The sequence below is a fragment of the Nostoc sp. ChiQUE02 genome (assembly GCF_034531305.2).
In the GTDB taxonomy this organism is placed as follows: domain Bacteria; phylum Cyanobacteriota; class Cyanobacteriia; order Cyanobacteriales; family Nostocaceae; genus Nostoc.
In genome coordinates this window covers 1-20206 of record NZ_JAVRBN020000073.1, presented here as the reverse complement: position 1 = coordinate 20206, position 20206 = coordinate 1, and the positions used below count along the sequence as shown (strand labels likewise).

The window sequence follows — 20206 nt, the reverse complement described above, 5'->3', positions numbered from 1 at the left end:
GGATGGTGCGTTACGGAAACCGTAACACACCCTACACATACTTAGATTTTTTCATAAATCAAATCCGATTGCTATATGCTCCGTATAGGAATTAGGAAAAATCCAAAAGCTTAATTTCTTTAGACACAATCTAAAATCTAAAAACTAAAATCCAAAATTGGTATGACTAACGAACAACAAACGACAATTGAAGGTATCTATGAAGTGTGTATCGGTATCCCGGAGCCAATTTCTGCAATTCAGTATTGGGAGCAATTTGGCTATCGTATTGGTGAAGTGGGTGAATTAACCGCAGATTTAGCTAATCAACTATATGGGGTAAATTCGTCTTTACGCTCAATCCGCCTTTACCACCAAAATTCAGATCATGGTTTGATTCGGCTGATGATTTGGCAAAACCCCACCCACGAAGGTTTAGGAACAGCGTCGATGAAAATTAAGGGAAATCGTTGGGCAACAAGCTTAACTGCGGATGTGTTAAGTATCTTAAATCATATAGAGGATGCAAAGGCAGCAGGTTTACCTATTAGGTACACTAACCCTTATTGGGAAGTTATCTACAACAAAGATAGGAAAAGCCGTCCTTTTATTGAGCCAGCAGTCGGTGTGCGAGAAATGCTGCTACTGCAACCCTTAGCTCGCCAGGTTTTGTTTCAACGGTTTGGCTATACACTACCGCAGTACGGACAAGTTAACCATAATGCGGCTCTCAAGACTAGTCAGTTTACGCACATGGGAATCATCGTTCAGGATGACAGCAAAGAAACCCTGAAGTTTTATGAAGAAGTTTTGGGTTTGCTGCGTGTGCGTGATGATGTCGAAACTAGCTATGAATCTTCGCCAGCAGGTAAAGATATTTTTGACCTTAACCCTGGTGAAAAGTTTATTGTTACTACCTTTGATGATCCCCGTTCTTCTAAGTCTGACCTGATGGCTACGCGCAGTGGTAGACTTTATATCATTCGATTCCCAGAATCTATTAATTTAGAATCGCGCTTTGAAGCAGCCCAACCAGGTAGCTTGGGTATGTCTTTATATACATATCGGGTTAAGGGAATACAGGAGTATTGCGATCGCATCAAAGCAAGTACTGCCCAAAAAGTTACAGACATTATCAGTAATGAGTTTGGCGAAACGAGTTTCTCCTTTATTGCACCAGATGGCTACTTCTGGACTTTGCTAGAAGGTAATTAACTAGTGTAAGAGGGGAAAGTAGGGGGAGCAGGGGAAGAAAGAATAACTAATGACCAATGACCAATGACTAATGACCAATGCCCAATCAGTTTAAACTTCTTTATTTTCACCAATAGCCAGTTGCTTTTTGCTATGTTTCAACTCTTTCCAAAGTGCTTTAATTTGCTCGTAAGCTTCTTCCTGAGACAGTTTTCCCCCTGTTTCTAGGCAAGTGATGTAACTAATTTTTTGGGCAAATTCTTGGAGGTTAGCATTAAACACTAAGTTCTCTGGCTTGAAATTCCCATAATACCGACTACGTGGGTAAAGAAAGCTGTTTTTGTCTTGCGAGTTAGATTGTGTCATAAGTTTGCTCTCTGTAATTCTTTGTTAAAGTTATAAACTTAATTTTTCTCTGTGTGTAAATACACACCAGAAAATTCCAATTCCAGAATAAGTGAATATTTTAGTTTTAGTTAAAGATTAGGGTAACGCAGGAGGGAAGGTAATTGACTGTAGAAAACACTGAAATAAGAACGTCAAATGGTATTTTGAGTAAGTCAAATGCCATTTTGCTTGCGGAAAACACCAAAATGAGAAAGTCAAATACCATTTTGCTGATTAAACTCGACTCGATCAAATACGCCTCAAATTAGGGGGTCATAATTCTAAATTAACGTGAATTTGACGACTCATGTAGTGTCTGCCTAATTAGCTGAATCAAAAGACCTCTCCCTGGTTTTACGTAGTAAAACCGTCCCTCTCCGACTCGGAGAGGGTATTTTATCTTTTAACTCAGTACTCTTGATTAGGGTTGATAGCGAAGACTAAAGTAAAAGCCATCATCCTGAGCGTTATTACCGCGATCGCTCAGATCGATAAATGGAAATCCATAATCGAGCCGCAAAAAGAGATTATCAATTCCCATTGCCTGATTCCACAATAATCCTAAGCCTGCACCCACCAAAAAAGTTTGATCGGGTAGCGGATTGGGATTATTAGACTGATTCCAGACGGCTCCCATGTCCAGAAATGGCGCAAGTTGAATTGTGGATAATCCAGATTCATCGCGCTGGACTGTGATCCGATCTTCGATCGCGACACGAAATCCATTATCCCCAGAGCGGATATTTTGGCGATATCCCCTTACAGACTGTCCACCGCCAATGACGAATTGCTGGGAAGGTAAAAGGCTATCTGGTGTTAGTTGCAAGTCTGCTTGGATGAGCAACAGCTGATCGTTGCTGAGTTGCTGCACTCGCTGTACTTGACCTAGCCAACTGAAAAAGCGACCATCAGGTATGGGGTCATTGTTGATAGTTGCATCTAATATGTCAATGCCAAAACTAAATTGCGATCGCAAAAACCAGGCTCCTTTAGGTTCGCGTCTAATATAATCTTGACCAAATTTAATTACACTGGTGCGGCTAACGCCATTGGCATCAGGCCCAATGCCAAAGGGGGTTGCAAGGTTATCGAAGAGGAAGGTTTGACCATCTTGATAGGTAAATCCCAAGGATAGGGCAAATTCTTCTCTGGGCGATCGCATCAATGGTTGACGATAATTGATTTCATAAAGATCCTGGTTGGCCCGAATGCCTAACGCATTAAAGGGTGGCTCGGTAATTTCGTTGCGATTAAATGCTGCTCTAATCTGCACCTTGCCATTCATGGCGTTCACGGGAACTTGGTAGCTAAAATCAAACACATCGGAACCACCAGAAAGCGTGTGGTAATAGGAGCCTGCTAACTCATCTCCCATACCGGTTAAATTGCGATCGCGCAGTTCAACACCCAATCTTTCCGCCCCAATACTCGGAGGCGAATAATTATCTACACCCAAGCTACCAGTTAAAGGGTTTGCCTCTTCTACTCTGACAATGAGAACACTTTGACCAACCTTACCCGTCGGACGCAGACGCGCTTCCACATTTGTAAATAGGGGATCGAGTCGCAACAGTTTCAATTGTTCTTCGAGCTTACCAGTATTGAGAGGAGTACCAGCACCTAATTGGATGCGACTACGAATATAAGATGGGTTTAATCGCCGCGTCCCTTCGATGTCAATCTCTGTCAAACGCCCTTCAATTACCCGAATTACCACAACACCATTGGCGGTACTAGATTGCTGAATGTCTGGAACTGCTCTGGAATTTATATAGCCTTTATTTAGGTAAAGCTGGGTAACAGCATCTGCGGCTTGTCTGATTTCTTCTAAAGTCAAGTCCCGTTCTTCAAACGGTTTCACTACTGGATTAAAGTCATTTTCATTAAAAACTGTGCTATCTACAACCTGGATTTTGCGAATCCGAATGCGTTGTGGTGTTTCTGGTTGTGGGTTCGGTTCTGGTTGATTGGGATTAGTTGCCGGGGCAGGTTCTGTTTCCTGTACTATTTGTAACTCTGGCTGACTGCCATTTTTTGCCGAGTCCGGTGTAAAAATATTTGCTGTTGCTCTAAGTCCATTTGCAGTTATAATCCAGACCGCAGGCAGAATTAGTAAGCCGCACTGAAAACTGAAACTGTGCTGACTCCATTTGGTAGTTGCCAAACTCCGCCAAGTGTCTAACTGATGAGATAAATAGACAATTCTTTGCTGAGTCGTTGCTTTCGGCTTAACACTAGTTTCTGCTTCTTTTCTCATTTCTCCTCAGTGGGGTGCCTTATCTAACGACTGGGCTGATTTTGGTTTTTGACTATGCTATGGGTGCATGAATATTTCAATATCATATTTTTGACATTCAGATTTCAGAAGATTTGTAACTAAAACTATAACTAGCAGCGATTTTTTCTAAGTAATAGTCCTTAGCATTATATTGTGGTAATAGGTAGAAAACTTGGGAATACTTCGATGTCACCACTGATCTCCATTGTCATCGTCAATTACAACCGGGAGTCTTACCTTCAAGAAGCGATCGCCAGCGTCTTAAACCAGACATGGCAAGACTTTGAATTGCTGATTTGGGATGATGGCTCCACAGATGGCTCAATGGCGATCGCTCACGCTTATGCTCAACAAGATGGGCGAGTGCGGGTAGTCCAAGCACACCATCAAGGAGTTGCTGCGGCTTGTAAGACGGCAATCAGCCAAACTAGTGGCACATACATTGGGATCGTAGACAGTGATGATATCCTAGCCCCTACCGCCCTCGCCCAAACGGCTACAGTCCTCAACCGCCACCCAGAAACAGGATTTGTTTATACCGACTACCTAAATATTGATCGAGAGGGCCTTGTTATCGGCTACGGTCATCGTTGTGACATTCCTTACTCCCAAGAAGGTCTGTTGGTAAACTTCATGACTTTCCACTTCCGCCTAATGCGCCGTTCAGTTTACGATCGAGTAGGAGGTGTCAACACGTCCTTTGCTGGTAGTGCTTATGATTACGACTTGTGTCTACGACTTTCAGAAGTAACCCAGGTGCGGCAAGTTAAACAACCGCTCTACCTCTACCGAAATCATTCTCAAAGCATCTCTGTTACTAGAAAAACAGAACAAATCTTCTGGTCTAAGCGGGCGATCGCTCAAGCACTTTGGCGACGCGGACTAGCAGACAAGTTACAAATCGATGTAGAATTGCCCGCAGGTCGCTTCATCTTGCGGCGCAAAAAATCTCTACTGCCCAGCATCGCCGCTTCAGTGCTAGCTATTGTGCCTCTGGTGACAGCTATGAGTGCTGGATTAGTCCAAGCACAACAAATTGTCCCTGCTACTGATGGTACAAACACAATTGTTACACCCAATGGCAATCGTCTTGATATCACTGGCGGTACAACTTCTGGAGATGGTGTTAACCTCTTTCACAGCTTTCAACAATTTGGGATTTCACCAGAACAAATCGCCAACTTTCAAGCCAGTCCGGCGCTGCAAAATATTCTTGGTCGAATTACAGGTGGTAATCCTTCCATCATCAATGGCTTAATTCAGGTAACAGGTGGTAATGCTAACCTCTTCTTGATGAATCCTGCCGGATTTGTTTTTGGAGGAAACGCCAGTTTAAATGTGCCTAGTGCTTTCACGGTGACAACAGCCAACGGCATCGGTTTTGGCAGCAGTTGGTTCAATGCCATAGGTGTTAATGACTACACTGCTCTAGTTGGAAAGCCTAACGGATTTGCCTTTAGTACCAACCAGCCAGGAGCGATCGTAAATGCTGGAAATTTGGCAGTAGGTGCTGGGCAGAATTTGAATCTATTGGGCGGTACGGTGGCTAACACCGGGCAAATTTCCGCACCGGGAGGACAGATTACTGTCACATCCGTACCAGGTCAAAATTGGGTGCGTCTCAGTCAGCCAGGAAATCTGTTGAGTTTGGAAATTCAGCCCCTCACCTCTAGTAGCAACCAACCCAATAACTGGACAATTCCTATTGCATCTTTACCAGAATTACTCACAGTTGGTAACACTAACACTGGGTTAACTGCCAATGCCGATGGGACTGTGCAACTAACAGGCTCTAACGTCAAGATTCCCACAACTCCAGGTACAACGATTGTTTCTGGGACAGTGGATACATCAAGTCAAACAGGCGGTACGGTAACGGCTTTGGGTAAAAAAGTCGCGGTGGTTGATGCCAATATTAACGCCTCTGGAAGCAATGGTGGCGGTAGAGTGCTAATTGGTGGCGATTACCAAGGTAAAGGAACTTTACCCAATGCAGATCAGACTTATGTTGACTCCAACTCCGTCATTAATGCCGATAGTAATTTGAGTGAAAACGGCGGACGCGTTATTGTTTGGGGTAACGACACAACTCAATATTTTGGTAACATTTCGGCTCGCGGAGGAGCAAATGCTGGCAATGGTGGTTTTGTAGAAGTATCAGGCAAAAATTTCTTGACCTTCAACGGTTTGGTAGATACTTCAGCCGCCAATGGCAGCTTTGGCACTTTATTGCTAGACCCTAGCACATTGACTATTATCGATGGTGCTACAGGGACAGGTAGCTTTGATGGCACGGCTGGTAATATTGCCTTCAACGATCCAGATATTGGGGCTAATACAATTTCTTGGGGTGCGATCGCAGCCTCAGGTGCAAATATAAACTTACAGGCGACTGGGAATATTACCATCAATGACATCACCGGAGGTACACCGACAGTGACTACCCCTGGTGTCGCTACATTAAATTTGAATAATGGCGGTAGCTTCAACCTGAGTTCACAAAGCGGTTCTGTAACCTTTGTTAATCCCACCAACACAATCCAGACAAGCGGAGGAGCAATAAGGATTTCTGGAGCCAGCCTGTCACTAGGAAATCTAGACACAACTCGTGATTTCACTAAAAGTGGGGATGTAACTTTGTCTGCAAGTGGCAACATTAGTGCAGGCAACATTATTGCCAGTGGACAGGGTTACTCAGCAGGTAATGTTCAAGTCGGAAGCAGCAATGGTGGAATTACCATAAATCAGATCAACACCAGCGATAGTGGAGGGGTTGGCAATGCCACGGGTGGAACGGTGACTTTGACTGCGGCAGGCAATATCCTTACGAATACCATTAATTCCTCTTCCAATGATGCTGGTGGCTTAGGTACGGGTGGCAATGTAGTAGCAACGACAGGCGGTAGTATCACCACAGGGACAATTGACTCGTCTTTAGTCAAGACTGGAGGTGGCAATTTTACTGGCACAGCTGGCGCAGTCACTTTCACCGCAAGAGATAATATCACTGTTAATGGGACCATTGATGCCTTAGCATCTGCGATCGGAGTAGATGGTACTGCAAGCGTTACAGGTGGCAACGTTACTTTACAAACTACCAATACCTTTGGCAGCACAATTCGCTTTACCAGCATCAATACTCAGTCCATAGCAGACGATTTTAGTGATGGTAACACTGTTCAAGGTGGCAATGTGCAAGTCCTGACAAACGGACTAGTTCAAGGAATAGGGACAATTAACGATACGGGTGAAACGATCGCTACTGGTGGATTTTTTACTGGTGAAGGAGGTACTATCGTTCAACCTCTTGTGGGAGGTACCATCACAATTCGGCATGATGGTGGTCCAAACAATGTAGATTTTATCGTAGGCGATGCAAGTATCAATGGTACAGCAGGAACAATTAATGCCGGGGAAGGTAATGCAGGGGAGAGTTTAATCATCGCTTCGGGTAACTTCCCAGTATTGCCTACTGACAAAGATGCAAGCGGCACTCCAACCGGCATCACTATTACTTCCGTCAACACCCCGCCGACACTGACGACGAACACGCTCCTCTCATCCGATGCTCAAGCCAATCAAGCCTTTACCTTCACATTTACTGCCAGCACTAGTGATGTCAATCTAGATAACACCACCGTTATAATTGATGCTATCCAAGCAGGAACTCTAAGACGAAACGATACAGTTTTAGCTGTGGGAGACACCTTAGTTGTAGGTGAGGCACTAAATTACACACCACCAACTGGTAGCACAGGGCTAATCAATGCATTCACCGTCAGAGCTAGCGATGTCGTTTCATCCTCAGAACCTGTACAAGTCTCAATCAACGTGAATGTGCCAAATATTCCTGAGACTCCAAATATTCCTGAGACTCCAAATATTCCTGAGACTCCAAATGTTCCTGAGACTCCAAATGTTCCTGAGACTCCAAATGTTCCTCCCTGCACATTCCAGTGCAATCCACCAGGTAAACCAATTGATCCTGGCCCCAATAATCCTAAAATTGATAACCCCGTTCTTAATACCGATCCCACTCCCGAAGGCGATTTCACAGATGATTTTGCCGACCATTTAGGCATACCTACTCCTAGAATCAAAACACTAGATGATGCCAAAGAAATTGCTCGTAAAATTGAAGAAGCTACGGGTGTTAAACCTGCATTTATTTACATCAGTTTTGTCCCTGTGGAGATTCAACCAGAGAGAAATTTAGGCAAAGCTAAAAAGTTTACTAAGCAGTTAAATACTGTAGCAGAGCAGGATAGCGATCAACTGGAAATAGTGGTAGTAACTGGAAAAGGCGATCCTATCCGCAAGCGCATACCAGAAACGACAAGAGCCAAAGTTTTACAAGTAGCTCAAGAATTTCGTGACCAAATAGTTAGTCCACAAAACCGTCGCCGCACTGGTTATTTACGTTCATCTCAACAACTTTATCGCTGGATTATTGCACCACTAGAAGCAGATTTACAGGCGAGAGAAATTAACAATCTGGTCTTTTTACCAGATATTGGGTTACGTTCAACCCCAATGGCGGCGCTTCACGATGGTAAGGGGTTTTTGGTAGAAAAATACAGTATTGGCTTGATGCCCAGTCTTAGTTTGACTAACACCCTCTATAAAGACATTAAAAAATCTCAAATCTTAGCGCTGGGGGTTTCTCAGAGTACTCAGGGACAAGAACCTTTACCGGCAGTCCCCCTTGAGTTATCAACACTGGTGTCTAAACTCTGGCAGGGCAAATTATTGTTGGATAAGCAAGCCACTTTAGAAAATCTCAAAACTATCCGCCGCCAACAACCTTTTGGGATTATTCACATGGCAACCCATGCCGATTTTGCAACCGGCGCTTTGAGTAATTCCTATATTCAACTGTGGGAAGACAAGTTACGCTTGAACCAATTACGGCAGTTGCGGTTGAATGAACCCGAAGTCGAAATGCTGGTGCTGAGTGCTTGTAGAACAGCCTTAGGGGATGAAGAGTCTGAACTGGGATTTGCCGGTTTAGCAGTGCTGGCAGGTGTGAAAACTAGTGTTGCTAGTCTTTGGTCGGTCAATGATGCTGGTACAGCAGCGTTGATGACGAAATTTTATGAGAACTTGAGGACAGCTCCGATTAAGGCAGAAGCTCTCAGACAGGCTCAGGTTGCTATGGCCAAAGGGCAGATTTACGTAAAGAATGGTCAATTGCAAGGTTTGGGAGTAGTGGGTAACTTGCCTTTACCTACTGACAGTGTTGATGAAGCTGAACAATCACTGACGCATCCTTATTATTGGTCTGGATTCACAATGGTTGGCAATCCTTGGTGAAGTGGGAAAAGTGATTCTACTATCACCCTTTTACCCTTTCCGCCTACCGATTTTGGTTTTGTTTATCAGGAATTAGCTGCTCTAATCCACGGGCAATCCAGGACAAAAATGCGTAGGCGTAGCCCGTTGTAGACATCGCTAACGTAACTCCCAGCACGTTGAAGATCAATTGGGCATTCGCAATTTGGCGGGCAATATCATCCCCTGCACCCACTAACTGAGAAATCCACTGGGCAACTGCTGCCAATTGACTGGCAAATAAAATACCTACAGCAGCTGAAACAAGATTAAATAGCAAATGAAAAACACCTGTCCGCACCGCTGGGCGATCGCGTCCCTGGGTCTCCTTTAGACTCAGCTCTCTTGCTCTGTTGACTATTTTGCGTTTCTGCCCCAGAATTCTGAGGTTGCTTATTGTTTCTCTGTTCTGCTTCTGACTCTTAGCTTCTAAGTAATAAATATCTTTATGAGTAGTTTAATTTTATTATTATTAGGTTTAGGAATTTTTTTATTTGCTTGGAGAAGTAAAGACGAAATTCATCGCATTGCGGCGATGCTAACTGGGACAATTTCTTTAGTTTGGGGATTTTCTCTAGCTCCATTGTCATTTCAATTGCTATTTGAGATTATCTCAGTTGTAGCGGCTTTCTTTGTTTGTATGCGTTGTTTAGGCTGTGGTTTAAACCAAGATTAAATTTTCACGCGATCGCTTTGGATTTTGCCGCAAAGCCATAATACTTGCCATCATTTAGTTAAAAAACTTGCAAAGAATTGCGATCGCTTTTCTTTGATCGCAAACCCGAAATCACCTTACTTTCAGCAGCCATCGACTTCATCTGTATTGACCAAGGATAGGGTGTGCGATGTCTACGATGGTCACTGAGCGGCTGGTGAGCGAAGTCGAACCATGCCGTACCACTTGCCTACGGCACGCTACGCGAACGTGGAAGCAAGCTACGCCTGTTTGTCACAGAAGCTTTTTTTGTCCCAGCAACGCCGTAATTACCACACATATCCATCGTGGGATTTACAAAACTCCCCGCAATTGTGACGATTACGCTAGAATTGTTAAAGGTTCTTTACAGAATTTGCTGATCATCCCCAATTCTGTTAAAACAGCCTAGCATCCAAATGTAAATCTTAAAACCCCCTCTAGAGTTCACCAAAAGTTTCTATGACGCTCCCAATTCGCAACGTCGCCATTATCGCCCACGTTGACCACGGCAAAACCACGCTGGTTGACGCACTCCTCAAACAATCCGGCATTTTCCGCGAAGGCGAAGACGTTCCGGATTGCGTTATGGACTCCAACGCCTTAGAACGGGAACGGGGCATTACTATCCTGTCCAAAAATACAGCAGTTCGCTACAAAGAAACACTAATCAATATTGTTGATACTCCTGGACACGCTGACTTTGGCGGCGAAGTTGAACGGGTACTTGGCATGGTTGACGGATGTCTTCTAATTGTCGATGCCAACGAAGGCCCCATGCCCCAAACACGCTTTGTCCTGAAAAAAGCTTTGGAAAAAGGGCTGCGCCCCATCGTTGTGATCAACAAAATCGATCGTGGCCAAGCTGACCCCCACATTGCAGTTGATAAAGTCTTGGATCTGTTCTTGGAATTAGGAGCAGATGAAGACCAGTGTGATTTTCCTTATCTGTTTGCCTCTGGTATGGGAGGTTTTGCTAAGGAAACACTGGAAGCAGAATCAGTAGACATGCAACCCCTGTTTAACGCGATTCTAAAACACGTTCCATCACCAGTGGGCGATCGCAATAAGCCTCTGCAATTACAAGTCACAACCCTAGATTATTCTGAATATCTAGGACGGATTGTCATTGGCAGAATTCACAACGGTACTATCCGTTCAGGACAGCAAGCGGCTTTAGTTACAGAAAATGGCACCATTGTCAAAGGTAAAATTACCAAGTTGATGGGCTTTGAAGGGCTAAAGCGCGTAGACATGGAAGAAGCAACCGCAGGTTATATTGTCGCGGTGGCTGGTTTTGCTGATGCTTATATTGGGGAAACGATTACTGACCCCAATGAACCACAAGCTTTACCACTAATTAAAGTCGATGAACCAACCTTGCAAATGACCTTCTGGGTGAATGATTCGCCCTTTGCGGGTCAAGAAGGCAAGTTGGTGACTTCACGCCAAGTGCGCGATCGCCTATTCCGCGAACTCGAAACCAACGTTGCTTTGCGTGTCGAAGAAACCGATTCTCCTGATAAATTCCTAGTTTCCGGTCGTGGCGAACTCCACCTGGGTATCTTAATCGAAACCATGCGCCGGGAAGGCTTCGAGTTTCAGGTATCTCAGCCACAGGTAATTTACCGCGAAGTCAACGGTCAACCTTGCGAACCTTACGAACTCCTGGTGTTAGACATTCCTGTTGATGCTGTGGGTAGCTGTATTGAGCGCCTGGGACAACGCAAAGGCGAAATGCAAGATATGCAACCAGGTAGTGGCGATCGCACTCAACTAGAGTTTGTCATTCCCGCCCGTGGATTGATTGGTTTCCGGGGTGAATTCATGCGGATGACTCGTGGTGAAGGCATCATGAACCACAGCTTCTTAGACTACCGTCAACTCAGTGGCGACATTGAAGCCCGTAACAAAGGCGTTTTAATCTCCTTTGAAGAAGGCGTTTCTACCTTCTACGCCATGAGAAACGCCGAAGATAGAGGAGCATTCTTTATTGTTCCTGGTACAAAGGTTTACAGAGGCATGATTGTAGGCGAACACAATCGTCCGCAAGACTTAGAACTGAATATCTGTAAGACTAAGCAGTTGACCAATCACCGCGCCGCGGGTGGTGATGAATTAGTGCAACTGCAAGCACCGATAGACATGAGCCTAGAGCGTGCTTTGGAATACATCGGCCCCGATGAATTAGTGGAAGTTACACCCCAATCAATTCGTCTGCGGAAGATGTCGAAGAAGCTGGCGAAACGGTAAGTAAATTTATTTAATTGATTGGAAAAGCCCGCTAATGCGGGCTTTTTGTTTTGCTAGATGTATCGCAATCATTTTTTAAAGGGGTACAAAATATTTATCGTCATTGCGTAAGTCCTAGCCACCTAAAACGAAGGTGATTTCTAATGAAAAAATACCTATATTGACGAGTTTCGACTACTTCGACTTACCTCGGCTTCGCCCTTCTCTACGAGAGGCTGCGCCCTAAGCGTAGCTATGCCGCAGGCTTTACGACTACGCTCAGGACAGGCTCGGCACAAGTCGCTCAGTACAAGTTCGCTCAACTCTCGACCACTCAGTTGGTTGAGCGTTCGCGTAGCGTCTCGCAGAGAAGTCGAAACCAACGGCTATGGTAATTTTATTACTAGAATTCACCTAAAACAAAGCCTGCGTAGGCAGGCTTTGCTTGGGTAGCCCCAGACTAAAGGTCTGTGGGCGTTTTCATATTTTTGCAAGAGATTGAATGACTAATTTCAATCAATATCTCTAACTGTTCTCTTCACTGCGTCGCCTGCATCTTCAGCCCCACGCTGAACATTTTTTGTCACGTCTTCGGCAGCATTCTGGGTATTACCCTTAATATTTTCAATTCCTCGCTGAGTCCCCTTAACAACGCCTTTGCGAACTTCTTCAGCGGAACTGCCAATATCTTCACCAAGGTTCTTCACTCTTTCACCGAGGGGTGTACCTTGTTTGTAATTTCGGCCATATTGCTCTGGGCTGTCAACTGATTTCTGCTGAATATTTCTTTGAGCATTTTTTGCCAGCGCATCAGCTCTGTCATTAGCTGCCTTTTCATCTCTCGCTCTGGGATCTACATCACTAAAGTTATTCATTCCACCAGAGGGAGAAGAGAGAGGATAATCTTTTGTGGGATCGTATCGTTCGGTATTAGGTGCTTGAGCACCAGGTTGTGGCGGCTGTGTTGCTATTCCTGGAGCACCACAAGCCTGTGCCATAAATAGAAAGATTCCTGCCAAAAAAACTGTTAAGACTTTCAAGGGACGAATATTTTTCAGCCAATTCATTGCTTTTTTCATACTTCTAACTCCTTGCATTTTTGTGACTAAGTTAAACTTCAACCAAGATGGCATTTGCAATCTATTTCAAATCTCAAGCATTGAGACAAAATAAAAGTTCTATCTGCCTACTGCTGGATTCTTTTGTAATTCAGGTCTGGCACCAGCTTCATCCGCCTTATCTTTCAAAAAGCCGGAAGCTTCTTCAACAGCCTCTTTTACAGTCTCAATCCGATCTTTAACCCGATCTCCTACATTTGGTTCATTCTGAATCAAACCACCTGGTTCAGGCTGGCGGAAGTCTTTATCTGTGATGAGTGGCAACTCTGCTTCTTTGTTAATTCGACCTGCTGGTGTCTCAGCACCAGGATAAAGTATCTCGGATTCTCTATTTGTAGCAATCAACAATTGCGAACTTGGTTGTAAGCTAGCTTCGTCGCGTCCCTGATTGGCTTTTGGGTTTGCTATTTTCGGATCGGTAGACATTCTGTAGTTGGTATATTTGTCTCCACCATTCTTATAAGGATTGTTTGCTCCACCAGCTTGTACAGCAGGATTTTGTGGATTTGCACCTTGAGCATTTGCCCCACTACAAGCAGTGCTAACTATCAACAATAGTCCAGCTAAAAAGATAGTTAATATCTGGCGCAATCTTATTTTTTTCAAGAATAGTCTTACAGCGTTCACGTAGTCCTCCTTACCAAAATATTAATAAACTAAGAATTTGCTGAATCATTGAATTGGTCAGCAAGTTATTGTGCTTGTTTTGGTTTGCTCACTTTCGACAACCTCTATTAAGGATATGAATAATAAAATGCACTTAACCTCTAGCGCAGGTCACATTTTAATTAGTACCAAAATAATATTTTTATCTAACTCTAGAGAGATATAAAATAAAATAATATGCTCTTCGTAAAAAGTACTACATCAGCCTATTTAATACTTCAAAAGCTTTGGAGAGGTAGCTGAGGTACTGTAATAGCTAAGGCATTCAGCCCTTGTTGCTTTAACCGTTAAATTACTAAATTCATGAAGCAATTTTTACGCTGGATAATTTTGGGCGGAACGCTGTTTTTTTTAGGCAAAGCTCTGAAGGATAATTGGATTGGAGTGACTGCTATCCGCATTGATGGGGTAGGATGGGCAATTATAGCGATCGCTACAGGGGTCACTTTACTAGCACATACTTGGGCAGGCTGGATTTGGACTTGGATTCTGCAAGAGTTAAATCAACCTGTATCATCTCCACAGTTCATCCAGGTTTATCTAAAAACGAACATAGCTAAGTATTTACCAGGTAATATCTGGCATCACTACGGGCGAATTGTAGCCGCCAAAAATGCCAATGTTTCTGCTGGTGCAGCCACCTTAAGCGTTTTGCTGGAACCGCTACTCATGCTAGCGGCTGCTTTAATCATTGTTGTCCTATGCAGTAGCCAATTTGCGGCAGCTAATACTACCTTTGTTCTGCAAATACTACAATTGCTAAGTTTAGCTATAGTCCTTTGTGCGATTCATCCCTGGTTTTTAAACCCAGTTATTCGCTTTTTGTACAAATTGAAAGCAAAAAAATCTGTTACTAACACTCAAACAACTGTTCCCTTTATTCTTAAAAGTTATCCCCTACGACCTTTATTAGGAGAATTGGGCTTTTTGGGACTACGCGCCACTGGGTTTATACTAACTATGTTCGCCCTGGGTTCGTTGAATGTGAATCAAATTCCTTTGTTGGTAGGGGCTTTTAGTTGCGCTTGGTTGTTGGGGTTTGTCATTCCGGGTGCGCCTGGTGGGTTAGGTGTGTTTGAAGCGACTGCGTATGAACTTTTACGACACCACTTTCCAGCTGCTCTAGTATTTAGTGCGATCGCTCTATATCGCCTCATCAGTATTCTAGCTGAAACTGCGGGTGCTATCTTCGCTTGGTTAGACGAACGTCTTACTAAGTCATGAATCAGGCGACACTAATTTGTGTCTATCTACCTTTATCTGTGAAAACACACGATAACCATCCAGATTCAACTGTGGATTACTGCTTTGATGCTCTTCTTCCATCTTAATCAAGTTATATTCTACGTTTTCTGCATAAATTGCAAAGGTGATATTAAAAATCTCGATAAAATTTATTACCCCTTTACATTGATCTTCTGAATACTTTTCGTAAAAACGAATCAGATGAGCAATTCGAGTTTCTAAATGTCTGCGGGAATTTCTACAAATCAAAATAATCTTTAACAGTATAATCACCAATGTCAGAGCATGACCTTGGTTAAGCAATAATATAAATAATGACGAAGGTTCTTTCCCATTTTCTGTTGTCAAGCAATCAATGACTCGATTACAGGTTCTCAAAAACAATTCTTTAGTGATAATTTCTTGATTATAATCTGTCTTCCATAAGGATAAAGTATCTACAAACTGCTGCCTCCAACTCTCGACTGATTCTTGATTTTCTACGGAAAAAAATAGATACTTTTCCAGATTTATTTTAAATTCTTCCAAAGTTTGATTTTGAGTTTGCTTGATAAATATATGAGCAATATTTTCATGGCTAAACACACCTTTTTTTAAAACAATTGCTTTTATTAAACGCAGAGCATGGTCTCCCAAGACACTGGGGTTTGTATAGCGTGTTGTGCTTGAGACGGCAGATTGAGAACGAGCAATATACATTGCTAGTTCAAACTTAAATTTGTCTTTTATCTGTTTAGAAAGACTTCTAGCTGCCTCTTGTTGCTCTTTGGGATTATTCTCATTAACAGATTGATCAATTAATAAATAGGAAGTATAGCGATTAGACCAATGACCTTTAGATGATTCGTTGTACTTAGAAGCAAATAATTTCAGTTCTTGGTAGTCTTTGCTATTGACAAAATTCTCTAACCAGTTTTTACAAATTTTTACTACTGGAGGATTATTGTCCTTTATATTCAGATTTTCATTAACAAATAAATTAACTAATTCTTGGATATATTTGTCTTTTCTGTTAGTTTTCCAATTATTAACTATGATGTAACAACACCGCTTAATGGTATTACATAGCTCTTGTTCTTTATCCTCTAAAAAAACACTATATATTCCAGGTATATAATCGGAATCTTCTGAATCAAGACCGTCTATAAATAAACCTTTGAATTCTCGTAAAACATCTTCTGGTGGCAATTTTTTGACAATTTCCACAAAGAAGCTATAAACCTCCTCTTGTGCAATTTGCATATTTATCTGTCTAGAGTTAGACGTAACAGAATGGGGATCTTTCTGACTACTTGATAAACTATTAGCGATCATTCCATTTATCAGGACAAAAAGGCTTCCTGTTCATATTATTACCAGCTTAACCTTGGTGAACAGTAGCATCAATCTATTCTTCAGAGATTGAGTAATTTTTTTACACAAATTTGATAAACTCGAACTATAGATAAAGTATTAAAGACAAATTGTTTCATACTTCATCAACTAGTCTAGTAAAATTACTTAGTTGTAACAATCAAAGACCATGCATAAATACATGGGCGGGTTAATCTATGATTTAGATACAACCCGCCCATACGTTCTATGGAAGCCTTTCGACATTTTAAATTTTTAGTGGGGGTGGAGGGACTTGAACCCACACGACCTTTTACGGTCAACGGATTTTCATTCTCCCGCAGTTTTCACTGCTACCTGATGACAATAGCCAGATCAGGTTTTAAGAATTGGACTCTCCCTTTACCCTCGACTTAACGTTAGGGTAGCTCCCGTCGGGTCTCTGCACCTTCCGAATAGTTATGAGTTAGGAGTTTTGATTTGACTCAGTACTCACGATTTTCTTCGGCTTGGCTCAGGATTGCCATGTCTGTCACCAGATTTAGGTTTCCCTGAGTTTGAGAGCTTCCACTTGAGGGATTTCTCCTTCAAGGCTCAGTTATCTAAGTCCGTAGCGTCTACCATTCCGCCACACCCCCGCAGGTGTTTGGCAACTAGTATAACTAGTTATTTTGTAGAGGCAGCAAATACCTCCTCATCTATTCCACCATCAATTGTGTCTTTTGTCCAACTAGATTTAAAATATTTTTTCCAGATTGTGCGATTGTTTCTAAAGTTGGAAGTATTCCTTGTTTCCTCGTAATCAATCTGGATGAGTTTTTGATCTTGTCTGACTAGAGCATTTGTTTGCTAGTGGATTCACTACTATAGCATGATATTAGCTTTTGTGATGATGTCTGTTGAATTGCCCATAAAAAAAGTACACCACCCCACCAAAGCTGCGCTTTAGCTGCCCTAATAGCTTGCAAAAAGGGCTTTTGAGTAATTGTGGCGTAGTTATGTTGAAAGCATTATGACTATACTTCCCTGAGTCTGGCTCTTCAGCCTATGATGGAAAACAGATGCTTAAGACTTGAAAGTTATGATTGTGGCCCTTCTGTATCTGATTTTGGCTGGAGCTTACCTTTTGGTAATCCCTATTGGTGTCTTGCTGTACCTGAAGCAGCGTTGGTATGTAGCTACCTCCATCGAGCGTACGTTTATGTACTTTTTGGTGTTCTTCTTCTTTCCGGGTTTGTTGGTTCTATCGCCGTTTGTAAATTTTCGACCCCAACGGCGACAAATTGAAGTTTAACGAGATTGGTAGGTCATAACTCTCATGCGACGGATTGACGCTATTGGAATTGGCTTGGGTGTTTTTATTGCTGGCGGCTTGGCTTATGTAGGATTGCAGCTAGTCGGCTTGGATAATCAGAAAGCTGGTATATGGAGCCAAGTCTTACTCGTCAGTGGGTTAGTTGGCTGGTTAGCCACCTATTTTTTCCGTGCGGTGGGACAAAAAATGACCTACCACCAACAGCGGGAACAGTATGAGCAAGACTTTCTGCAAAAGCGGCTAGACGAGCTTACTCCCGAAGAACTAGCACGAATTCAAGCTGAAATAGAACAAGAAGAGCAGTCTCAGGTGTAAAGTTATCATTGGTCAGTTGTCGTTTGTCTTTTGTTAGTTACAAATTACCAACGACTAATGACCAATGACCAATAACTAATGACTAATGATTAATGACTGCGATTTCTGATTGCTTTGAAACTCTTGGGCGCAATCGTGAGTGCGCTTTGATTCCTTTTATCACCGCTGGCGATCCAGATTTAGAAACAACAGCAGCAGCGTTGCAGATTCTAGATCGCAATGGAGCAGACATAATTGAAATAGGTATACCCTACTCCGATCCTCTAGCGGATGGGCCAGTAATTCAAGCTGCTGCTACCCGCGCCTTGCAAAGGGGTACGAAATTGGAGCAGGTGCTAGAAATGTTGCAAGGGATTACTCCGAAATTGCGATCGCCCATAGTCTTGTTGATCTATTACAACTCAATTTTGCACCGGGGGATTGAAAAATTTCTTCAGCAAATTGCTGCTGCTGGGGTCGCAGGATTGGTAATACCTGACTTACCTTTAGAGGAAGCCGCAGGCTTGCTCCAAGCAGCTAGTGAGATGGGAATTGATGTAATCTTGTTGATCGCTCCCACTAGTTCCGCTGAACGGATAGAAGCGATCGCTCGTTCATCCCAAGGATTTATTTATTTAGTCAGCGTCACAGGGGTAACAGGGGTGCGATCGCAACTGGAAAACCGCGTGTCCGATTTACTCAAACAAATTCGTGGTGTTACTGATAAACCCATCGCTGTAGGCTTTGGGATCTCCGAAGCGGCACAAGCCCGTCAGGTAAAGGAATGGGGCGCAGATGCAGCGATCGTGGGCAGCGCTGTTGTCAAACGGTTAGCAGAAGGCACACCAGAGCAGGGATTAAATGCGATCGCCGAATTTTGCCAAAGTCTCAAGGCAGCCATCAAGACCACCAACACCAGCATAAATACTCCTCTTGATTAGACGGGTAAAGTAGATTAAAAAAGTATAACAGTGTAGTTTTTCTATCCTTGCTTGGTAGACAATTTGACCATTATGGTCTTGAATATTAACATCAGATATCATGATGTAAAAAAACTAGCTGATACAGTCGCTTATAGTTTGAGTATTATGTGAAATCAAGTAGGCATAATTTATGAGTGTGAGAGTGAGTCAGTCACAAATGATTATAGTTACGTCGCAATTGAGGAGTAAAGGCGATGAGTGAGAGTATGGCGTTTATCGGCGGGGTCGCCGTAGCTGGGCTGGCGGCTCTCGTATTACTCAAAGGAACAAATACTCCCCTACAGCCTAACTTTGCTGTTGCTCCGCAAATGCCAGGTACTGTAGCAGCGCCGGGAATGTATTCTCCTTACAACCCTTATGCGCCGCCACCAGTGTATCCCGGTCAGGCTCCGCCACAGACTGCTCCCAACATTGACCAGCGCCTAGAAATGGAGAAGTTGAACACGCAGATGCAGCTGGAGCGTTTAAAAAACGACAATGAACAGCTCAAGGAACAGCTGAAGTTGCAAAATCAACAACTCCAAGGCCAAGTCCAAAATTTTAATACTCAGCAGCAGTGGCTATCAGCCCAGCAGAGTAACCAACAAAAAGTAGCAGCACTCCAGCCGCAAAATTCTTGGTGGTCTTCACCTATGCTTTGGGCCGTGGGAGGTGCAACTCTCACTATTGGTGGTGGTGTTGTCGTCGCTGGGGTATTGGCTTTGTTCTCACCACGGCAGCGTCCATCTCGTACTGTACAAGTAATTCATCCCTACCAAGGAAATACGCCACCCTTGGTTCCAGTCCGTCGTGCTGAGTTTCTGCCTGCTTCTCGGATGGAAGCAAGACGAGTTGAAGCACCAGAATACGACGAAATGCACTAATCGGGAAAATAAAATCATAGATGAACACGAATGCACACAGATAATCTATCTGTGTGCATTCTTGGTTTAAAATCATAAACAAAACTTTTTGTAAGGTTTGTACATAGTACTTTTTAATTGTGTCAAGACAATGTGTAGGGATCACAGCATTGCTCCCTGCGCCCCTGTCTTATCCCAACTATAATTATTTACGTCGATCTACTTAGTGTTAAACCTGGTATAGGACTCATATTTGATTTTTGAAATATACGTAGGGTGCGTTAGCCAGAGGCATAACGCACCGTCCGAAGGCTTT

Annotated in this window: 17 protein-coding genes; 11 read left to right on the top strand and 6 right to left on the bottom strand. The window is 43.2% G+C overall.

Annotated elements, in window-relative coordinates; all coding sequences use genetic code 11:
- The first annotated feature begins 162 nt into the window (after positions 1 to 162).
- Positions 163 to 1194, top strand: a complete 1032-nt coding sequence (locus RM347_RS33280) for a VOC family protein (RefSeq protein WP_322719562.1) — start codon at positions 163 to 165, stop codon at positions 1192 to 1194.
- Between the two features lie 90 nt (positions 1195 to 1284).
- On the opposite strand, the gene RM347_RS33275 is transcribed toward RM347_RS33280, so the two are convergent.
- Positions 1285 to 1539: a DUF7219 family protein gene (locus tag RM347_RS33275; RefSeq protein ID WP_322719561.1), complete on the bottom strand. Its 255-nt coding sequence runs from the start codon at positions 1537 to 1539 to the stop codon at positions 1285 to 1287.
- 442 nt (positions 1540 to 1981) lie between these two features.
- The gene (locus RM347_RS33270; RefSeq protein WP_322719560.1) at positions 1982 to 3817 is read right to left on the bottom strand and encodes a ShlB/FhaC/HecB family hemolysin secretion/activation protein; all 1836 of its coding nucleotides are present in this window, start codon (positions 3815 to 3817) and stop codon (positions 1982 to 1984) included.
- Between the two features lie 207 nt (positions 3818 to 4024).
- On the opposite strand from RM347_RS33270, the gene RM347_RS33265 reads away from it, so the two are divergent.
- Entirely contained in the window at positions 4025 to 9151 is a 5127-nt protein-coding gene (locus RM347_RS33265) for a CHAT domain-containing protein (RefSeq protein WP_322719559.1), read from the top strand.
- A 43-nt stretch (positions 9152 to 9194) separates the two neighbouring features.
- On the opposite strand, the gene RM347_RS33260 is transcribed toward RM347_RS33265, so the two are convergent.
- On the bottom strand, positions 9195 to 9470 hold the full coding sequence (locus RM347_RS33260; protein ID WP_322719558.1) for a hypothetical protein: 276 nt from the start codon (positions 9468 to 9470) through the stop codon (positions 9195 to 9197).
- 147 nt (positions 9471 to 9617) lie between these two features.
- Here RM347_RS33260 and RM347_RS33255 point away from each other — a divergent pair, with 147 nt between their 5' ends.
- The 4 genes from RM347_RS33255 to RM347_RS33240 all read left to right on the top strand — a co-directional run bounded on the left by RM347_RS33255 (position 9618) and on the right by RM347_RS33240 (position 12548).
- Entirely contained in the window at positions 9618 to 9845 is a 228-nt protein-coding gene (locus RM347_RS33255) for a hypothetical protein (RefSeq protein ID WP_322719557.1), read from the top strand.
- Positions 9846 to 10014: 169 nt separating this feature from the next.
- The gene (locus RM347_RS33250) at positions 10015 to 10275 is read left to right on the top strand and encodes a hypothetical protein (RefSeq protein WP_322719556.1); all 261 of its coding nucleotides are present in this window, start codon (positions 10015 to 10017) and stop codon (positions 10273 to 10275) included.
- Positions 10276 to 10325: 50 nt separating this feature from the next.
- The gene (typA, locus tag RM347_RS33245) at positions 10326 to 12116 is read left to right on the top strand and encodes a translational GTPase TypA (RefSeq protein WP_322719555.1); all 1791 of its coding nucleotides are present in this window, start codon (positions 10326 to 10328) and stop codon (positions 12114 to 12116) included.
- A gap of 234 nt (positions 12117 to 12350) precedes the next feature.
- Positions 12351 to 12548, top strand: coding sequence for a hypothetical protein (locus tag RM347_RS33240; protein WP_322719554.1), 198 nt, complete (start codon positions 12351 to 12353; stop codon positions 12546 to 12548).
- A gap of 59 nt (positions 12549 to 12607) precedes the next feature.
- Here RM347_RS33240 and RM347_RS33235 read toward each other — a convergent pair whose 3' ends face one another.
- Positions 12608 to 13174: a hypothetical protein gene (locus RM347_RS33235; protein ID WP_322719553.1), complete on the bottom strand. Its 567-nt coding sequence runs from the start codon at positions 13172 to 13174 to the stop codon at positions 12608 to 12610.
- Between the two features lie 99 nt (positions 13175 to 13273).
- Positions 13274 to 13840: a DUF6658 family protein gene (locus tag RM347_RS33230; protein WP_322719552.1), complete on the bottom strand. Its 567-nt coding sequence runs from the start codon at positions 13838 to 13840 to the stop codon at positions 13274 to 13276.
- A gap of 342 nt (positions 13841 to 14182) precedes the next feature.
- Here RM347_RS33230 and RM347_RS33225 point away from each other — a divergent pair, with 342 nt between their 5' ends.
- A complete protein-coding gene (locus RM347_RS33225; RefSeq protein WP_322719551.1) occupies positions 14183 to 15103 on the top strand; it encodes a lysylphosphatidylglycerol synthase domain-containing protein in 921 nt (306 codons plus the stop codon).
- Here RM347_RS33225 and RM347_RS33220 read toward each other — a convergent pair.
- Positions 15098 to 16438 (bottom strand): hypothetical protein, encoded by a 1341-nt coding sequence (locus RM347_RS33220; protein ID WP_322719550.1) that lies wholly within the window; start codon positions 16436 to 16438, stop codon positions 15098 to 15100. The genes RM347_RS33225 and RM347_RS33220 overlap by 6 nt on opposite strands.
- 1099 nt (positions 16439 to 17537) lie before the next feature.
- Here RM347_RS33220 and ndhL point away from each other — a divergent pair.
- The 4 genes from ndhL to RM347_RS33200 all read left to right on the top strand — a co-directional run bounded on the left by ndhL (position 17538) and on the right by RM347_RS33200 (position 19911).
- Positions 17538 to 17750: an NAD(P)H-quinone oxidoreductase subunit L gene (gene ndhL, locus RM347_RS33215; RefSeq protein ID WP_322719549.1), complete on the top strand. Its 213-nt coding sequence runs from the start codon at positions 17538 to 17540 to the stop codon at positions 17748 to 17750.
- 24 nt (positions 17751 to 17774) lie between these two features.
- A complete protein-coding gene (locus tag RM347_RS33210) occupies positions 17775 to 18086 on the top strand; it encodes a DUF3007 family protein (RefSeq protein WP_179068469.1) in 312 nt (103 codons plus the stop codon).
- Positions 18087 to 18178: 92 nt separating this feature from the next.
- Positions 18179 to 19006 (top strand): tryptophan synthase subunit alpha, encoded by an 828-nt coding sequence (gene trpA / locus RM347_RS33205; protein ID WP_322719548.1) that lies wholly within the window; start codon positions 18179 to 18181, stop codon positions 19004 to 19006.
- A 236-nt stretch (positions 19007 to 19242) separates the two neighbouring features.
- A complete protein-coding gene (locus tag RM347_RS33200; protein WP_322719547.1) occupies positions 19243 to 19911 on the top strand; it encodes a heterocyst differentiation related protein in 669 nt (222 codons plus the stop codon).
- Positions 19912 to 20206 lie beyond the last annotated feature (295 nt).

Excerpts from the sequence above, each read along its gene's own strand:
- RM347_RS33280 (WP_322719562.1), top strand. The coding sequence starts at position 163 with ATGACTAACGAACAACAAACGACAATTGAAGGTATCTATGAAGTGTGT.
- RM347_RS33275 (WP_322719561.1), bottom strand. The coding sequence starts at position 1,539 with ATGACACAATCTAACTCGCAAGACAAAAACAGCTTTCTTTACCCACGT.
- RM347_RS33270 (WP_322719560.1), bottom strand. The coding sequence starts at position 3,817 with ATGAGAAAAGAAGCAGAAACTAGTGTTAAGCCGAAAGCAACGACTCAG.
- RM347_RS33265 (WP_322719559.1), top strand. The coding sequence starts at position 4,025 with ATGTCACCACTGATCTCCATTGTCATCGTCAATTACAACCGGGAGTCT.
- RM347_RS33255 (WP_322719557.1), top strand. The coding sequence starts at position 9,618 with ATGAGTAGTTTAATTTTATTATTATTAGGTTTAGGAATTTTTTTATTT.
- RM347_RS33250 (WP_322719556.1), top strand. The coding sequence starts at position 10,015 with ATGTCTACGATGGTCACTGAGCGGCTGGTGAGCGAAGTCGAACCATGC.
- typA (WP_322719555.1), top strand. The coding sequence starts at position 10,326 with ATGACGCTCCCAATTCGCAACGTCGCCATTATCGCCCACGTTGACCAC.
- RM347_RS33240 (WP_322719554.1), top strand. The coding sequence starts at position 12,351 with ATGCCGCAGGCTTTACGACTACGCTCAGGACAGGCTCGGCACAAGTCG.
- RM347_RS33235 (WP_322719553.1), bottom strand. The coding sequence starts at position 13,174 with ATGAAAAAAGCAATGAATTGGCTGAAAAATATTCGTCCCTTGAAAGTC.
- RM347_RS33225 (WP_322719551.1), top strand. The coding sequence starts at position 14,183 with ATGAAGCAATTTTTACGCTGGATAATTTTGGGCGGAACGCTGTTTTTT.
- RM347_RS33220 (WP_322719550.1), bottom strand. The coding sequence starts at position 16,438 with ATGATCGCTAATAGTTTATCAAGTAGTCAGAAAGATCCCCATTCTGTT.
- ndhL (WP_322719549.1), top strand. The coding sequence starts at position 17,538 with ATGATTGTGGCCCTTCTGTATCTGATTTTGGCTGGAGCTTACCTTTTG.
- RM347_RS33210 (WP_179068469.1), top strand. The coding sequence starts at position 17,775 with ATGCGACGGATTGACGCTATTGGAATTGGCTTGGGTGTTTTTATTGCT.
- trpA (WP_322719548.1), top strand. The coding sequence starts at position 18,179 with ATGACTGCGATTTCTGATTGCTTTGAAACTCTTGGGCGCAATCGTGAG.
- RM347_RS33200 (WP_322719547.1), top strand. The coding sequence starts at position 19,243 with ATGAGTGAGAGTATGGCGTTTATCGGCGGGGTCGCCGTAGCTGGGCTG.